We start from the raw sequence: 14,271 nt of genomic DNA on the forward strand, positions 1-14,271 counted from the left end.
GCTAGAGCGAGTAGCCGTAGGCGCGGATGATGGCGGCCGCCGGCGGACTCTTGAGGTAGTCGAGCAGGGCCGCGGCGGCCGGGTTATCGGCGCCCTGTTTCAGCAGCAGGGCGTCCTGGTGGATCGGCTGGTACAGCGTCGCCGGCACCCGCCAGGCCGAGCCTTCGGCGATCTTGCCATCGCGGTAGACCTGGGACAGGGCGACGAAGCCCAGTTCGGCGTTGCCGCTGGCGACGAACTGCAGGGTCTGGCTGATGCTCTGGCCCTCGACCAGTTTGCCCGCCACGGCCTGGTGCAGGCCGAGCTTTTCCAGCACCTGGATGGCGGCCAGGCCGTAGGGGGCGGCCTTGGGGTTGGCCAGGGCCAGGTGGCGGAAGTCGCCGTCCCTGAGCACCCGGCCCTGGTCATCGACATAGCCCGGCCGCGCCGACCACAGCACCAGGGCGCCGGTGGCGTAGGTGAAGCGCGAGCCGGGCACGCCCAGGCCCTCGCGCTCCAGGCGCGCCGGGGTGCTCTGGTCGGCGGCCAGCAGCAGCGCGAAGGGCGCGCCGTTGCTGATCTGCGCATAGAGCTGACCGGTGGCGCCGTAGGCGGCGAGCACCCGGTGGCCGCTGTCGGCCTCGAACTGGCGGGCGATGGCCTGCATGGGTGCGGTGAAGTTGGCGGCCACCGCCACCTGCACCTCGCCGGCCAGGGCGCTGCCGCTCAGCAGACCGGCGGCCAGGCTGGCCAGTGCTCGCAACAGAACGTGACGCATGGGGGCTCTCCGGCTGGGCCGCGACGCTCGACGCGGCGGGACTGGGGTTCGCTGCGGCCGCCGGAACCGGCGGCGCAGGCTGCATCTTGGAAATAGCTGACTGCCGAGTCAAGCGCGGGTTGCCCTGCCATCAGGCGCGGCGCCAGACGCTGGCCAGCCACGGCTGCTGGGCGCGCGGCAGGCCGGGCGGACGGTAGTAGTGTTCCAGCTCGTCGAAGCCGGCGGCCCGCAGCAGCGCGCGCCAGTGGTCGAGGTCGTAGTAGGCGCCGTAGCGCTCGCCGTTGAAGCCCTCCCGGTTGTCGCCGCGGGGGTTGGAGCTGAACAGCACGCCGCCGGGCTTGAGGGTGGCGTGCAACTGGCCGAGCACCCGGGGCAGCTCCTGGCGGGGGACGTGGAACAGCACGGCGTTGGCGAAGATGCCGTCGAACTGCCCATCCGGCAGCTCGAGGGCCAGGAAGTCCTGGCGCCAGACCTCGCAGCCGCTGTCGGCGCGGGCCATCTCGACGAAGCGCGGGCAGCCGTCCAGGCCGACCGCGCTGTGGCCCAGGGCCGCGAAGGTGCGCAGGTCGCGGCCCGGGCCGCAGCCGAAGTCGAGGATGCGGTAGGGTGGCTCGCCGCGGATATGGCGCAGCAGGGCGGCGATGTTCTGGCTCACGTCGTGGTCGCGGGTGCCCTCGCGAAAACCCTCGGCGTGGTCCTGGTAGTGGGCCAGGGTCAGGGCGCTGATCTGCTGCAGTTGCTCGGCATCGTAGGGCATGGGACGGGGCGGCCGCTGGACGAGAGGAAGGCCTCTATTTAACCCCATCCAAGGACCGGGCGGGAGTTCGCACCACGACGCCGGAGGCCTGTAACACGGCGTCTGGCGCCACGGGTTATAGTGCGTCACCCCGCCCCCGACTGGACGCCCACCCATGGCCGAGCCCGCCGAACACGCCCCGCCGTCCTCCGTCAGCCTGCTGCAGGCCCTGGCCTTCTGGCTCAAGCTGGGGTTGATCAGCTTCGGCGGCCCGGCCGGGCAGATCGCCATCATGCACCAGGAGCTGGTCGAACGGCGCCGCTGGATCTCCGAGCGGCGCTTCCTGCATGCCCTGAACTACTGCATGTTGCTGCCGGGGCCGGAGGCCCAGCAGCTGGCCACCTACATCGGCTGGCTGCTGCACCGCACCTGGGGCGGGCTGATCGCCGGGGCGCTGTTCGTGCTGCCCTCGCTGCTGCTGCTGATCGGCCTGTCCTGGGTCTATATCGCCTTCGGCGATGTGCCGCTGGTGGCCGGGATCTTCTACGGCATCAAGCCGGCGGTCACCGCCATCGTGGTGCAGGCGGCCCTGCGCATCGGCGCGCGGGCGCTGCAGAACCACTGGCTGTGGGCCATCGCCGCGGCGGCCTTCGTCGCCATCTTCGCCCTGAATCTGCCCTTTCCGCTGATCGTCCTCGGCGCCGCGCTGCTCGGCTACCTGGGCGGCCGCCTGTTGCCGGCGCAGTTCAGCGTCGGCGGCGGCCACGGCGCGGCCAGGCCGTCCTACGGCCCGGCGCTGATCGACGACGACACGCCGACGCCGCAGCATGCGCGTTTTCGTGTCTCGCGCCTGGCCCTGATCCTCGCCGTGGGCGCCGCCCTGTGGCTGCTGCCGATGGCCCTGCTGTGCGCCCTGTACGGCTGGCAGGGGACCCTGACGCAGATGGCCTGGTTCTTCACCAAGGCGGCGCTGCTGACCTTCGGCGGCGCCTACGCGGTGCTGCCCTATGTCTATCAGGGCGCCATCGGTCACTACGGCTGGCTGAGCCCGGCGCAGATGATCGACGGCCTGGCCCTGGGCGAGACCACGCCGGGGCCGCTGATCATGGTGGTGGCCTTCGTCGCCTTCGTCGGCGCCTACCTGCAGCCGATGCTGGCCGGCGACGCGGCCTTCCTCAGCGGCGCGCTGGCCGCCTGCCTGGTCACCTGGTTCACCTTCCTGCCGTCGTTTTTGTTCATCCTCGCCGGCGGCCCGCTGGTGGAGTCGACCCATGGCGAGCTGAAGTTCACCGCGCCGCTGACCGGCATCACCGCCGCGGTGGTCGGGGTGATCCTCAACCTGGCGCTGTTCTTCGCCTACCATGTGCTCTGGCCCCAGGGCTTCGCCGGCGCCTTCGACTGGCCCTCGGCGCTGATCGCCCTGGCCGCGGCCGTGGCGCTGCTGCGCTACAAGCGCGGGGTGGTGGAGGTGCTCGGCGCCTGCGCCCTGGCCGGGCTGCTGCTGCACCTGGCCCTGGGCTGAGCAACCTTCCGGCCGCGCCGCCGGCTCAGAGAAACCAGCGGTATTCCCGGGCGCTGACCTCGTGCATGAAGGCCAGGTGGTCCTGGCGCTTGTTCTCGCAATAGACCATGACGAACTCGCTGCCCAGGCCCTGGTTGACCGCCGGGTGCGCGCGCATGGCCGCCACGGCCGAGAGCATGTCCTGAGGGAAGTCGATGCCGCTGGCACGGTCGTCGTTGAGCGGGGCGATGGGCTCGCGGGCGGCGTCCAGGCCGTGTTCCATGCCGGTGAGAATGGCGGCCAGCACCAGGTAGGGGTTGGCGTCGGCGCCGGCCAGGCGGTGTTCGATGCGCAGGTTCTTGCCGTCCGACTCGGGGATGCGGATGCACGCGTCGCGGTCCTCGAAGCCCCAGCTGGCGCGGCTGGCGGCGTTGACCATGGCGCCGTAGCGGCGGAAGGCGTTGTGGTTGGCGGCGAAGATCGGCATGCAGTGGGGCAGCAGCTCCAGGCAGCCGGCCACGGCGTGGCGCAGCGGGCGCTGCTGGTCGGCGGCCAGCAGGTTGCGGCCGTCCCGGTCGTACAGGCTGACGTGCACGTGCATGCCGCTGCCCGGGGCGTCCAGGTAGGGCTTGCTCATAAAACTGGCCCGGTAGCCGTGTTTGAGCGCCACGCCGCGGCTGCTGCGGCAGAACAGGGCGGCCCAGTCGGCGGCGCGCAGGCCGTCGTCGCAATGGCCGAAGTTGATCTCGAACTGCCCCGGGCCGAGCTCGGCGGTGATCACGTTGGCGTCCACCCCCTGCTCGTTCGCCGCCAGGACCATCTCGTCGAGCACGTCCGAGAAGCGCGACAGGCGCTCGATATGCATGTTCGGCTGGTCGTCGGCGTCGTCGCTCAGCGGGTCGCGGGGGAACTGCGGCAGGCCGTTCTCGAGCTTGCGGGCGAACAGGTAGAACTCCAACTCGAAGGCCACCACCGGGCGGATGCCGCGGGCCTCCAGGCGCGCCAGCACCCGGGCCAGCACCTCGCGCGGCTCGAACTCGATGGGCGCGTCTGTGCCGTCGGAGCTGATCAGCATCTGCCCGAGGGGCTGCTGCTCCCAGCGCACCGGCTTGAGGGTGCCGGGGATCAGGCGGCGCGGCGCGTCCGGGTCGCCGTCGGCGAAGCAGTAGTCGCCGATCGGGTAGAGGCCGCCCTGGACGCCCAACAGCACGCAGTTCTGCGGCAGTTTCAGGGGGCTGCCGGCGGCGACCTTCTCGAGCATGTCGATGGGGTAGCGCTTGCCGTAGAAGTGCCCGGGGATGTCCAGGCTGATCAGGTCGACGTAGCGCACCGCGGGGTGCTGGGCGCGGAAGGCGCGCACTTCGCTGAGCAGGTCGGGGAAACTGGGGGTCGTGGTCATGGCGTGGGGTCCTGCGGGCCTGGGTTAGCGGAACACCCAGAGCACCCGCGTCGGTTGGTCGGTGAGGTTGGCGTAGCGGAACTGGGTGTGCGGCGGCAGCTGGAAGCCGTCGTTGGGGCCGAGGCTCACCGGCTCGTCGCTGCCCTCCAGCCAGATCGTCAGCTCGCCCGCGAGGACGAAGCCGCCCTGCTCGTCGCTGTCGTTGAGGTGGCCCTCGCCGCTGTTGGCGCCGGGCTCCAGGTGGCTGTCGAGCATGGAGAAGCCGGCCGCCATGTGCGGCGACACCAGCACGTCGGTGATGCCGCCGCCGTAGTACAGGGTGCGGCGCTCGCCGGGGCGGGTCACCCAGGGCAGCGCACGCGGCTTGCTCAGGCTGTAGAAGTAGGTGGTCGGCACCCCCAGGGTCTCGCTGATCGCGGTGAGGTCGGCGACGGTCGGCCGTGACAGGCCGCGCTCGACCTGGGAGAGGAAACCCACCGAGCGGCCGATGCGCTCGGCGAGTTCGCCGAGGGTGAGGTTCTTGTGCTTGCGCAGGTCGCGAATCAGGATCGCCAGACCTTCGATTTCTTCTTGCATGTCCATGTCGTTGTCCTCGATTCGGTTGCCGGAAAACGCTGGGCGCCGTTCCTGTCCAGGGGTCAAATCACGTCGCGCAGCCGGTACCAGGCCTTGCCGGCGGCCTCCAGCGGCGCGGCCAGCAGGGCGCCGCCGGGGAAGCGCGGGTTGTCCAGGGCCTGGTACAGCGCCAGCAGCCCGTCGTCGCCGAGGATGGCATCGCTCACCGCCCGGGCGCCGGCCAGGGTCGGCAGCACGCCGTGGCCGGAGAAGCCCTGCAGCCAGTAGCGTTGGCCCTGGCGGCCGATGTCCGGGGTGCGCTTCATGCTGCAGTCGATGTGCCCGCCCCAGGCGAACTCCAGCTCGACCCCGCGCAGCTGCGGGAAGACCCGCTCCAGGTAGGGGCGGGTGGCCGCGGCGACGTCCTTGGGGATGCCGCCCAGGTAGGTGCAGCCGCCGCCGAACAGCAGGCGCTGGTCCGGGGTCAGGCGGAAGTAGTCGGGGACGAACTGGTTGTCGATCACGCAGCTGTCGTGGGGCAGCAGCGAGCGGGCCAGCTCGGGGGCCAGCGGCGCGGTGGCCACCTGGTAGGAGCCGACCGGCAGCAGGCGCCCGGCCAGGCGGCGGTCGAGGCGGTCGATATAGGCGTTGCAGGCCAGCACCAGGACGTCGCCGCGCACCTCGCCGCGCTCGGTGCGGGCGACGTAGCCGGCGGCGGTCTCGCGGTAGTCGAGCACGCGGCTCTGTTCGTAGATGCGCCCGCCGGCCCGCTCGATGGCCGCGGCCAGGCCCTGGGCCAGTTTCAGCGGGTTGAGGTGGCCGGCCTCGGGGTCGTAGAGCGCGGCCAGGTAGCGCGGGCTGGCGATCCACTCGCTCAGCTCCTCCCGGGCAATCAGGCGCAGATCGTGGTAGCCCCATTTCTCCTCGGCCTCGATCCGCGCCTGTTCCAGCTGGCCGACGCGGCGCTGCTGCACCGCGGCCCACAGGCTGCCCTGGCGGTAGTCGATGGCGAAGCCATGGCGCTGCGGCAGCTCGCGCAACTCGGCGGCGGCCCAGCGCATGCTGTCCCACAGGCGGCGGCTGCGCTCCTGGCCCAGGGCCCGCTCCAGCGGCGGCATGTCGCAGGACCAGCCGAGCAGCGCCTGGCCGCCGTTGCGCCCGGAAGCCGCCCAGGCCACCCGGCTGGCTTCCAGCAGGCACACCCGCTTGCCGGCCAGGGCCAGGCGCAGGGCGCTGTGCAGGCCGCTGAAGCCGGCGCCGACGATCAGCACCTCGCAGTCTTCGTGGCCGCTCAGGGTCGGGCGCAGGGGGATGGCGGCGGGAAAGGTGCCGGCGTAGTAGCTGGCTACATGCTGGGCGGACTGCTTGAACATGGCGGCCTCATGAAATAACTAAATATTTATTTCATGAAAATATACGCCATAAAATTCATGCAGCCAAGCCGCGGGTCGATCGACCCGCGGCAGCGTCGCTCATTCGGCCTGGCGAACCTGGTTGCGCCCGCCGTTCTTCGCCGCGTACAGCGCGCGGTCGGCGCGCTCCAGCAGTTCGCCGGCGCTGCTGTCGAGGTCGGTGCAGGCGATGCCGGCACTGAGGGTCACGGTGAACTCAACGCCCTCGGCGATGAAGCGCAGCCCGGCGAAGCGCTCGCGGATTTCGTCGAGAATCCGTTGGGCCTGCGCCGTCGAGCAATCCGGCAGCACCGCGAGAAACTCCTCGCCGCCGTAACGGCCGAGGCTGTCGATGCGCCGCAGGCGCTGGCGCAGCAGGTTGGCCAGGGCGCGGATGACGTTGTCGCCGGCGGTGTGGCCGTAGTTGTCGTTGACCTTCTTGAAGTGGTCGATGTCCAGCATCACCACGCTGGCGCGGTTGCCGCTGCGCCGGGCGCGCTCCAGCTCGATGGCCACCTGCTCCTTGATGTCGGCGTGCTTGAGCAGCCCGGTCAGGCTGTCGCGGGACAGGGCGTTGCTCAGCAGGCGGGCGCGCTGGGCGCGGGCGAACACCGTGGTGACCAGGGCGTTGTCGGACAGCGGCTTGGTGACGAAGTCGTCGCCGGCCATCATCAGTGCGTTCATCTGCCGGGCGATATCGGTTTCCGCCGACAGGTAGATGATCGGCACGCGCAGCCAGTCGTCGTTGAAGCGGATGATCTGGGCCAGCTCGGGACCGGTGCAGCCGGGCATGTTGACATCCAACAGCACCACTTCCGGGTTGAACTCGCGCATGCGCTGGAAGATGTCCGCCGGGTCCTGGGTCATCTCCACCAGCATGTTGGCGGCGCGCAGCACCAGGCTGTAGCGGCTGGCCAGTTCATGGTCGTCGTCGATGATCAGCACCCGGTAGGGCTCGCCCTGCTGCTGGGCGAAGCAGCGCTCCAGGCGGTTTTCCAGCTGGGGGATGTCCACCGGCTTGGTGAAGAAGCCGGTGGCGCCGACGCGCACCGCCTCCAGGTGGGTGGCGAAGTCGTCCTGGGTGCTGATCACCAGCACCGGCAGGGGCGCGTCGAGGCGCCGCTGCAGGGCGGCGGCGTAGGTCAGCCCGGTCTGCTGCGCGCCTTCCAGGTTGACGTCGACGATCAGGGCGTCGGGCAGGCGCTGGCCGATGGCGGCGTCCAGCGCCTCGATGGTGGCGAAGTGTTCGGCGTGGTAGCCGAAGTTGCTCAGGGTCAGGCGCATGTTCTCGCCGACGCAGGCCTCGTCCTCGAGGATGTAGATCCACTGCTCCTCGCGGTCGGCACGGCCGCTCCTGGGCATGGCCGGCGGGCTGTTGCTCGCCGGTTCGGCCTGGTACTGCTGGCTTGTCAGCTGCTGCAGGTTGTCGATGAAGCTGTGCAGGCCTTGCTGCTTCTGTTGCAGGCTGGCCAGGCACTGTTCGGCCTGCAGCTCCAGCTCGCGGGCGCGTTCGCCGAGGCTGGCGAAGCCGAAGGTGCCGGCGGTGCCGGCCAGCCTGTGCAGCTGGTCGCGCAGGTTGTTGAGGTGGCGCTGTTGCTCGTCCGGCGTGCAGGCGTGCAGCAGCTGCTGGGCCTTGTCGGCCAGCTGCGGCAGCTCCTGTTTCAGGCGTTCGGCGAACTGTTCGCCGAGCTGCTGCAGGTGGCGCTGCAGCTCGGCGCCCGCTTCGGTGCGCTCAACCATGGACCTGGCTCCAGATCTGTCGCACCTGGGCCGCCAGCTGCATCGGGTCGAAGGGCTTGATGATCACGTCGCGGGCGCCCAGGCTGCGATAGTGCTGGATCTCGGCCGGCTGCACCTTGGCGGTCATGAAGGCCACCGGGATCAGGTCGATGTCCACCAGCGTGCGCAGCCGCTCCAGGGTCTGCGGGCCGTCCATGCCGGGCATCATCACGTCCAGCAGGATGAAGTCGGGGGCGAAGCCCTGGATCTGGTCCAGGGCCTCCTGGCCGGACGAGCAGCTGAGCACCTTGAAGCCGCCGACGGCCTCCAGGGCGACCTTGGCCACGGCCTGGATCGAGGTGTCGTCTTCCACGTGCAGGATGCGGTTCAGTTCAGGCATGCCGGTTCTCCTTGGCGGGCAGTAGGCGGCCGAGCAGTTGCAGGAAGTGTTGCGCATTGCCGCGCGACTTGGCTAGGGCGGCTTCCACCCGGCCGAACTGCTCGGCAGGCAGTTCCTGGGCCGAGAGTACCACCACCGGCAGCTCGGGATGCTGCTGGTGGAGTTCTTCGAGCAGTTCCACGCCATTGCCGTCGGGCAGGCCGAGATCCAGCAGCACCAGGTCGAAGCGGCCCTGTTGCAGGCGCTGGCGCGCCTCCTTGAGGCTGCCGGCGGCGACGAACTCGGCCAGCCCACGGCCCTGCTCGGCGATCACCAGGCGCAGGTCGGCGTCGTCCTCGATGTGCAGCACCCGGGGTTGCCCCGGCAGCCCCTGCAGGGCCAGGCGAATGCGGCTCAGCAGGCGCTGCGGATCGAACGGCTTGTCCAGCCAGTCGATGGCCTGGACGCCGCCCTGCAACTTCAACCGCCCGTCTTCGCAGGCGGCAGAGATCACCAGTACCGGCAACTCGGCGGTGGCCGGGGCGTCGCGCAGCTCGCGGATCAGTTGCAGGCCGTTGCCGTCCGGCAGGCTCAGGTCCAGGGTGAGGGCGGCGAAGGGCTGCTGCGCCAGGCGTGTCCGCGCCTGCTGCAGGCTGGCGGCGAGCACCACGCGGTAGCCGGCCTGGCTCAGCAGCTGGTCCAGCAGCTGGGCGATATCCGCGTCGTCCTCGACCACCAGCAGGCAGGGGCGCGGGTCGTTCTCGCCGTCGGGGCCGGGCTCGGCGTGGGGCGCATCCAGGGTGGACAGCTCGAACCAGAAGGTGGCGCCCTGGCCTTCGACGGAGTCGAAGCCGATGCGTCCGCCCAGGCGCTCGATCAACTCCTTGCTGATGGCCAGGCCCAGGCCGGTGCCGCCTTTCTGTCGGCTGTCGGTGGCGTCGGCCTGGGAAAACTTCTGGAAGATCCGGGCGCGGAACTGCTCGGCGATGCCGGGGCCCTGGTCGGATACGCTGATCCGTACCCGCTGGCCCCGCATCGCGGCACTGAGCTGCACCTGGGCGCCGCGGGGGGAAAACTTGATGGCGTTGGAGAGGAAATTGGCCAGCACCTGCTGCACCCGCATGGCATCGGTGCGCACCCGCACTTCGGGCGCCGGGCCCTGTACCAGGTGCACGCCGTGCTGGTCGGCGTAGGCCTGGTTGCTGACCCGGCTGTCGTCGAGCAGGGTGCGCAGCGCCAGGTCCTCCAGCTCGAAGCTCATCTTGCCGGCGACCAGTTTGTCCATGTCCAGCAGGTCGTTGATCAGGTGGCTCAGGCGCAGGCTGTTGTGGTGGGCGATCTCCAGCATCTGCTGCATCTCCGCCGGCAGCTGGCCCAGGGCGCCGCCCTGGATCAGGCCGAGGGAGCCGGCGATCGAGGTCAGCGGGGTGCGCAGCTCATGGCTGACCGCGGAGACGAACTCGCGCTGCAGGCGCTCGATGCGCCTGTGCTCGGTGATGTCGTGCATCACCGCGACCGCGCCCAGCTGGCGGCCGTCCGGGGCGTACAGCGGGTCGGCGTTGGTGGTGACCAGGCGCGGCGCCTGGCCCTTGGCGACTATGCTGATCTCGCTCTGGCGCACCCGCTCGCCGCGCAAGGCGCGCAGCAGCGGGACCCGCGCGCTGTCCAGCGGGGTCAGGCCGTCGGCCTCGAACAGGTCGTAGTATTCGCCCCATTGCTCGGGGGGCAGCTGGCCGACGTCGGTGCCGTGCCATTGCCGGGCGGTCTCGTTGAACAGGGTCAGGTTGCCCTGGGCGTCGCAGGCGACCACCCCCTCGGCCAGGGCCTCGAGCAGGCGCCGGTTCATTTCCTCCTGCCGCTCCAGCTCCGCCTGCTGCTGCATGCGCGCGCTGATATCGGTGAGCACGCCGTGCCAGACCACCGAGCCATCGCCCTGACGCTGCGGGGTGGCCTTGCCTTCGACCCAGATCAGGCCCTTGCGCGGGTGCTGTACACGGTACTGCTGCTGCCATTGGCTGAGCTCTTCGGCCGAGCGCAGGATGGAGGCGGTAACGGCCGCGCGGTCGTCCGGGTGGATGGCGGCGAAGATCGCCGTGCTGCGGGCGCGCACATCCCCGGGAGCCAGGCCGTAGATGTCCTCGATGCCTGCGCTGGCATAGGGGAACAGCACCGTGCCCTGGCTGTGCAACTGGGCCTGGAACACCATGCCCGGTATCTGCGCGGCGATGTGGCGCAGGCGCCGCTGGGCCGCCGCGAGCGGGCTGAGGTCCTGGGCGATGATGACGAAGCCGAGCAGCTGGTCGACGGGGCTGTGGATCGCCGAGATGGTCAGCAGCAGCGACAGCCGGCTACCGTCCCGGTGCGGATAGGTACACTCGAGCGGCTCGTCTTGGTCGCACGCGGCGCTCGCCAGCAATGCCGCCAAGTCGCTGGCCGCGCCCGCCGGCGGCTCGTCGCCGGCGCTATGCCCGGCCAGCTGCGCGGCGCTGAGCAGGGTGGGCACCAGCGGCTGGCCGAGCAGCTGGTGCTGGCGGTAGCCGAGCAGCTGCTCGGCGGCCGGGTTGATGCTGATGATGCTGCCGGCCGGGTCGGTGGTGACGATGGCGCTGCCGGCGCTGCTGAGGATCGCCCGTTGCAGCGCGGCCTGCTCGACCTGGCGGCGATTGCTCAGGCGCAGCTCGCACAGCTGCACGACCTGTCGGGCCAGGCGCTGCAGGCCGTCGCGTTGCTGCGCCGTCAGTTGGCGCGGGCGGCTGTCGATCACGCACAGGGTGCCGAGCCTGTGGCCGCTGCCGGTGGTCAGCGGCATGCCGGCGTAGAAGCGGATATGCGGCGCGCCGGTGACCAGCGGGTTGTCGTGGAAGCGCGGATCTTCCAGGGCGTTGCCGACCTCGAAGAGCCGGTCGGCGAGGATGGCATGGGCGCAGAAGGCGAATTGGCGCGGCGTTTCGCAGGCATCCAGGCCGACCCGGCTCTTGAACCACTGCCGTTGCTCGTCGACCAGGGAAATCAGGGCGATGGGGGTGTCGCACAGCTGGGCGGCGAGCTGGGTGAGATCGTCGTAGGCCTGTTCGGCCGGGCTGTCGAGCAGGGCGTACTGGCGCAGCTCGGCGAGCCGCGCGGCTTCGTCGATGGGCAGGGGCGCGCCGCTGGGCATGGGGCTCATCTGCAGGTCCTCTGCGGGCCAAGGGGGATAGTGCGCTCCGCTCGCGGGGGCCGGCGATGCTGGGGATCAGTGCGCGGTGTCATGGTCGTTGGCCTCGGTTGTGTGCGGGCTGGACGCGTCGCGCAGGCAGCGCTCCAGGGTGCCCAGTAACTGGGCGTTGCTGAACGGCTTGTCCAGCCAGGCGATGGCGCTGCGGTCGTCGAGCAGCTTGCGGCCCTCGTCGCAATAGGCCGAGATCACCAGGATCGGCAGCGTGCGGGTGGCCGGGTTGGCGCGCACCTCGCGGATCAGGGCCAGGCCGTGGCCGTCGCTCAGGCGCAGGTCGAGGGTCATGGCGGTGTAGTGCTGTTCGGCCAGACGCGACAGGGCCTGAGCCTCGCTGAAGACGCTGTCGACCCGGTAGCCGGCATGGCCGAGCATCGCCTGCAACAGGTGGACGATGCTCGGCTCGTCCTCCACCACCAGCAGGCGCGGTGCGGTCGTGTGCTGATCAGGCGCCATCTGCTGCACCTCGAGCAGGGGCAGTTCGAACCAGAAGGTCGCGCCTTCGCCGGGCAGCGAATGGAAGCCGACGCTGCCGTCCATGCGCTCGATCAGCTCCTTGCTGATCGCCAGGCCCAGGCCGGTGCCGGCCTGCTCGCGGCGGTCCGAGCCGTCGGCCTGGGCGAACTTCTGGAAGATGCGCGCGTGGAACGCCTCGGGTATGCCGGGGCCGCGATCGCTGACGCTGACCCGCACCCGCTGGCCGCGCAACTCGCTGTGCAGATGCACGCCGGAGCCGCGCGGGGAAAACTTGATGGCGTTGGAGAGGAAGTTGGCGAGTACCTGCTGCAGGCGCACGGCATCGACCCGCACCCAGATGTCGCCCGGTTGGTCGAGGGCGAAAGACACGCCGTGCTGCTCGGCGTAGGCCTGGTTCGCGGCCAGGGCCTCCTCGATCAGCGGCTTCAGCGGCTGATTCAGCAGGTCGAAGGTCATCCTGCCGGCCTCCAGTTTCTCCATGTCCAGCAGGTCGTTGATCAGCAGGCCGAGGCGCTGGCAGTTCTGCTGGGCGATTCGCAGCATCTGCGCCATCGGCGCCGGCACTGCGCCGATGGCGCCGCCATTGACCAGGCCCAGGGCGCCGGAGATGGAGGTCAGCGGGGTGCGCAGCTCATGGCTGACGGTGGAGACGAACTCGCTCTTCAGGCGTTCGATGCGTTTGCGTTCGCTCAAGTCGAGCATGGTGCCGCTCAGGCGCTGCAGCCGGCCCTGGGCATCGCTCTGGATATAGCCGCGCAGCAGCACCGGCACCTGGTGTCCGCCGCGGTGCTGCATGCTCGCTTCGCGGCTGAACCACTCGTCGCCGGCGTCCGCCGCCTGGCGCAGGCCGTCCTGCAGGGCGTCGAGGTCGGCGGGCAGCATCAGTTTCAGCCAGTGCTGGGCGGGCTGCGGGCGCTCGTCGGGGGGGTAGCCGAGCATCTCCCAGGCGCGGGCCGAGGCGAACAGGCTGCCGGCCTGCGGGTCGATGTCCCACCAGCCGTCATTGCTGCCCTTGAGCACCAGGCGCTGGCGCTCCTCGCTCTGGCGCAGGGCCTCGGCGTTCTGGCGGATCTGCTCGGTCATCTTGCGCGCCAGGGCCTCGGCCTGCTCCCGGCGCAGGGTCAGCAGCGAGGCCAGCACGAACAGCAGCAGGCTGACGCCGAGGCCCAGCAGCATCAGGGGCCCGGCATTGTGGTAGCTGTCCTCGAAGGCCGGCAGGCTGGCGAAGGTCAGGGTCCAGCGCTGGCCGTAGAGTTCGAGCTGCAGCCGTTTGCCGAACTCGGGGGCGCGTCGAGCGTCGCCCTCCCGGGTGCTGAACAGCAGGGCCTCGGTCTGCGGCTCGGCGCCGTCGTAGATGCTGAAGTCCAGCTGCGGGGCCTGGTGGCCGAGGATGCCGGCCATCAGGTCGTCCATCCGATAGGGGCTGTAGACGATGCCGCGCAGGGCCGCCAGGCGTTGCTCGGAGCCATCCAGGGGCAGGCCCGGGCGATACACCGGCACGTACATCAGCAGCCCGGCCTGGACCTTGCCGTGGGTCTCCTGCAGCAGGGTGACCCGGGCGGTGATGCGCGTCTTGCCGCTGCGCGCGGCGAGCAGCATGGCGTCACGGCGGGTCGATTCGGACAGCATGTCGTAGCCGAAGGCGGCCAGGTTGCGACCGCTCAGGGGTTCGAGAAAGCGGATCGAGCTGTACAGCGGCCGCTCACCGGGCGGGTGCAGGCGGAAGTTGAGGAAGCCTTCGCCGCGTATCGCGGTCTCGTACTGCGCCACCTCTTCGGGTTGCAGCATCTGGGCGTAGCCGACGCCCTGGATGCCGGGGTAGTGGGCGGCCAGCGCCAGGCGCTGGTAGTAGGTGCGCCACTCGCGGCGGTCGACCTGCTGGCTGGCGTCGAACAGACCGGCGGCGCCCAGGAGGATCTGCTCGTGATCCTTCATGCGCTTGCCGATCGCCTCGCTGACCTCGCTCGCCAACTGGTCGAACTGACGCAGGGCGGCGAGGTGCTCGCGTTGCTGCAGGTACAGCCAGCTGGCCAGGTTGGCCAGCAGGGCGATGGCCAGGACCGCCCAGGCCAGGGCGTTGCGCCGGCTGAAGAGGGCCTGCAGGCTGGCGTCGCGCAGACTAGGGGAGGGGGTGTTCATGGCTGTT

At 70.3% G+C, this 14,271-nt stretch carries 10 protein-coding genes; 1 reads left to right on the forward strand and 9 read right to left on the reverse strand.

The annotated features are described in order from the left end of the window. Position 1: 1 nt before the first annotated feature. Both modA and ACSX1C_RS16715 read right to left on the reverse strand, forming a co-directional pair. The gene (gene modA, locus ACSX1C_RS16710; RefSeq protein WP_439887073.1) at positions 2–757 is read right to left on the reverse strand and encodes a molybdate ABC transporter substrate-binding protein; all 756 of its coding nucleotides are present in this window, start codon (positions 755–757) and stop codon (positions 2–4) included. Positions 758–887: 130 nt separating this feature from the next. Continuing rightward, on the reverse strand, positions 888–1,514 hold the full coding sequence (locus tag ACSX1C_RS16715; protein WP_439887074.1) for a class I SAM-dependent methyltransferase: 627 nt from the start codon (positions 1,512–1,514) through the stop codon (positions 888–890). Positions 1,515–1,668: 154 nt separating this feature from the next. Between ACSX1C_RS16715 and chrA the strand changes: the two genes are divergently transcribed. Next, the gene (chrA, locus tag ACSX1C_RS16720; RefSeq protein ID WP_439887075.1) at positions 1,669–3,015 is read left to right on the forward strand and encodes a chromate efflux transporter; all 1,347 of its coding nucleotides are present in this window, start codon (positions 1,669–1,671) and stop codon (positions 3,013–3,015) included. Between the two features lie 25 nt (positions 3,016–3,040). Here the strand turns inward: chrA and ACSX1C_RS16725 are convergent, their stop codons facing one another. The 7 genes from ACSX1C_RS16725 to ACSX1C_RS16755 all read right to left on the reverse strand — a co-directional run bounded on the left by ACSX1C_RS16725 (position 3,041) and on the right by ACSX1C_RS16755 (position 14,264). Beyond that, entirely contained in the window at positions 3,041–4,393 is a 1,353-nt protein-coding gene (locus ACSX1C_RS16725; RefSeq protein WP_439887076.1) for a glutamine synthetase family protein, read from the reverse strand. A gap of 24 nt (positions 4,394–4,417) precedes the next feature. Then, entirely contained in the window at positions 4,418–4,975 is a 558-nt protein-coding gene (locus ACSX1C_RS16730) for a helix-turn-helix domain-containing protein (protein ID WP_439887077.1), read from the reverse strand. Positions 4,976–5,031: 56 nt separating this feature from the next. Continuing rightward, on the reverse strand, positions 5,032–6,321 hold the full coding sequence (locus ACSX1C_RS16735; protein ID WP_439887078.1) for an NAD(P)/FAD-dependent oxidoreductase: 1,290 nt from the start codon (positions 6,319–6,321) through the stop codon (positions 5,032–5,034). A gap of 99 nt (positions 6,322–6,420) precedes the next feature. Next, entirely contained in the window at positions 6,421–8,079 is a 1,659-nt protein-coding gene (locus ACSX1C_RS16740) for a diguanylate cyclase (RefSeq protein WP_439887079.1), read from the reverse strand. Continuing rightward, positions 8,072–8,458, reverse strand: a complete 387-nt coding sequence (locus tag ACSX1C_RS16745) for a response regulator (RefSeq protein WP_439887080.1) — start codon at positions 8,456–8,458, stop codon at positions 8,072–8,074. The genes ACSX1C_RS16740 and ACSX1C_RS16745 overlap by 8 nt, the downstream gene beginning before the upstream one ends. Continuing rightward, positions 8,451–11,594: a response regulator gene (locus ACSX1C_RS16750; RefSeq protein ID WP_439889435.1), complete on the reverse strand. Its 3,144-nt coding sequence runs from the start codon at positions 11,592–11,594 to the stop codon at positions 8,451–8,453. Before ACSX1C_RS16750 ends, ACSX1C_RS16745 begins: the two co-directional genes overlap by 8 nt. 75 nt (positions 11,595–11,669) lie before the next feature. Continuing rightward, positions 11,670–14,264, reverse strand: a complete 2,595-nt coding sequence (locus ACSX1C_RS16755) for a hybrid sensor histidine kinase/response regulator (RefSeq protein WP_439887081.1) — start codon at positions 14,262–14,264, stop codon at positions 11,670–11,672. Between the last annotated feature and the right edge of the window lie 7 nt (positions 14,265–14,271).

Origin of the sequence: Pseudomonas sp. MBLB4123, from assembly GCF_051904775.1 — a bacterium.
Taxonomy (GTDB): Bacteria; Pseudomonadota; Gammaproteobacteria; order Pseudomonadales; family Pseudomonadaceae; genus Aquipseudomonas; species Aquipseudomonas benzenivorans_B.

What these genes read in the sequence shown, in the direction of transcription:
- modA (WP_439887073.1), bottom strand. Translation starts at nt 757, where the DNA reads ATGCGTCACGTTCTGTTGCGAGCACTGGCCAGCCTGGCCGCCGGTCTG.
- ACSX1C_RS16715 (WP_439887074.1), bottom strand. Translation starts at nt 1,514, where the DNA reads ATGCCCTACGATGCCGAGCAACTGCAGCAGATCAGCGCCCTGACCCTG.
- chrA (WP_439887075.1), top strand. Translation starts at nt 1,669, where the DNA reads ATGGCCGAGCCCGCCGAACACGCCCCGCCGTCCTCCGTCAGCCTGCTG.
- ACSX1C_RS16725 (WP_439887076.1), bottom strand. Translation starts at nt 4,393, where the DNA reads ATGACCACGACCCCCAGTTTCCCCGACCTGCTCAGCGAAGTGCGCGCC.
- ACSX1C_RS16730 (WP_439887077.1), bottom strand. Translation starts at nt 4,975, where the DNA reads ATGGACATGCAAGAAGAAATCGAAGGTCTGGCGATCCTGATTCGCGAC.
- ACSX1C_RS16735 (WP_439887078.1), bottom strand. Translation starts at nt 6,321, where the DNA reads ATGTTCAAGCAGTCCGCCCAGCATGTAGCCAGCTACTACGCCGGCACC.
- ACSX1C_RS16740 (WP_439887079.1), bottom strand. Translation starts at nt 8,079, where the DNA reads ATGGTTGAGCGCACCGAAGCGGGCGCCGAGCTGCAGCGCCACCTGCAG.
- ACSX1C_RS16745 (WP_439887080.1), bottom strand. Translation starts at nt 8,458, where the DNA reads ATGCCTGAACTGAACCGCATCCTGCACGTGGAAGACGACACCTCGATC.
- ACSX1C_RS16750 (WP_439889435.1), bottom strand. Translation starts at nt 11,594, where the DNA reads ATGCCCAGCGGCGCGCCCCTGCCCATCGACGAAGCCGCGCGGCTCGCC.
- ACSX1C_RS16755 (WP_439887081.1), bottom strand. Translation starts at nt 14,264, where the DNA reads ATGAACACCCCCTCCCCTAGTCTGCGCGACGCCAGCCTGCAGGCCCTC.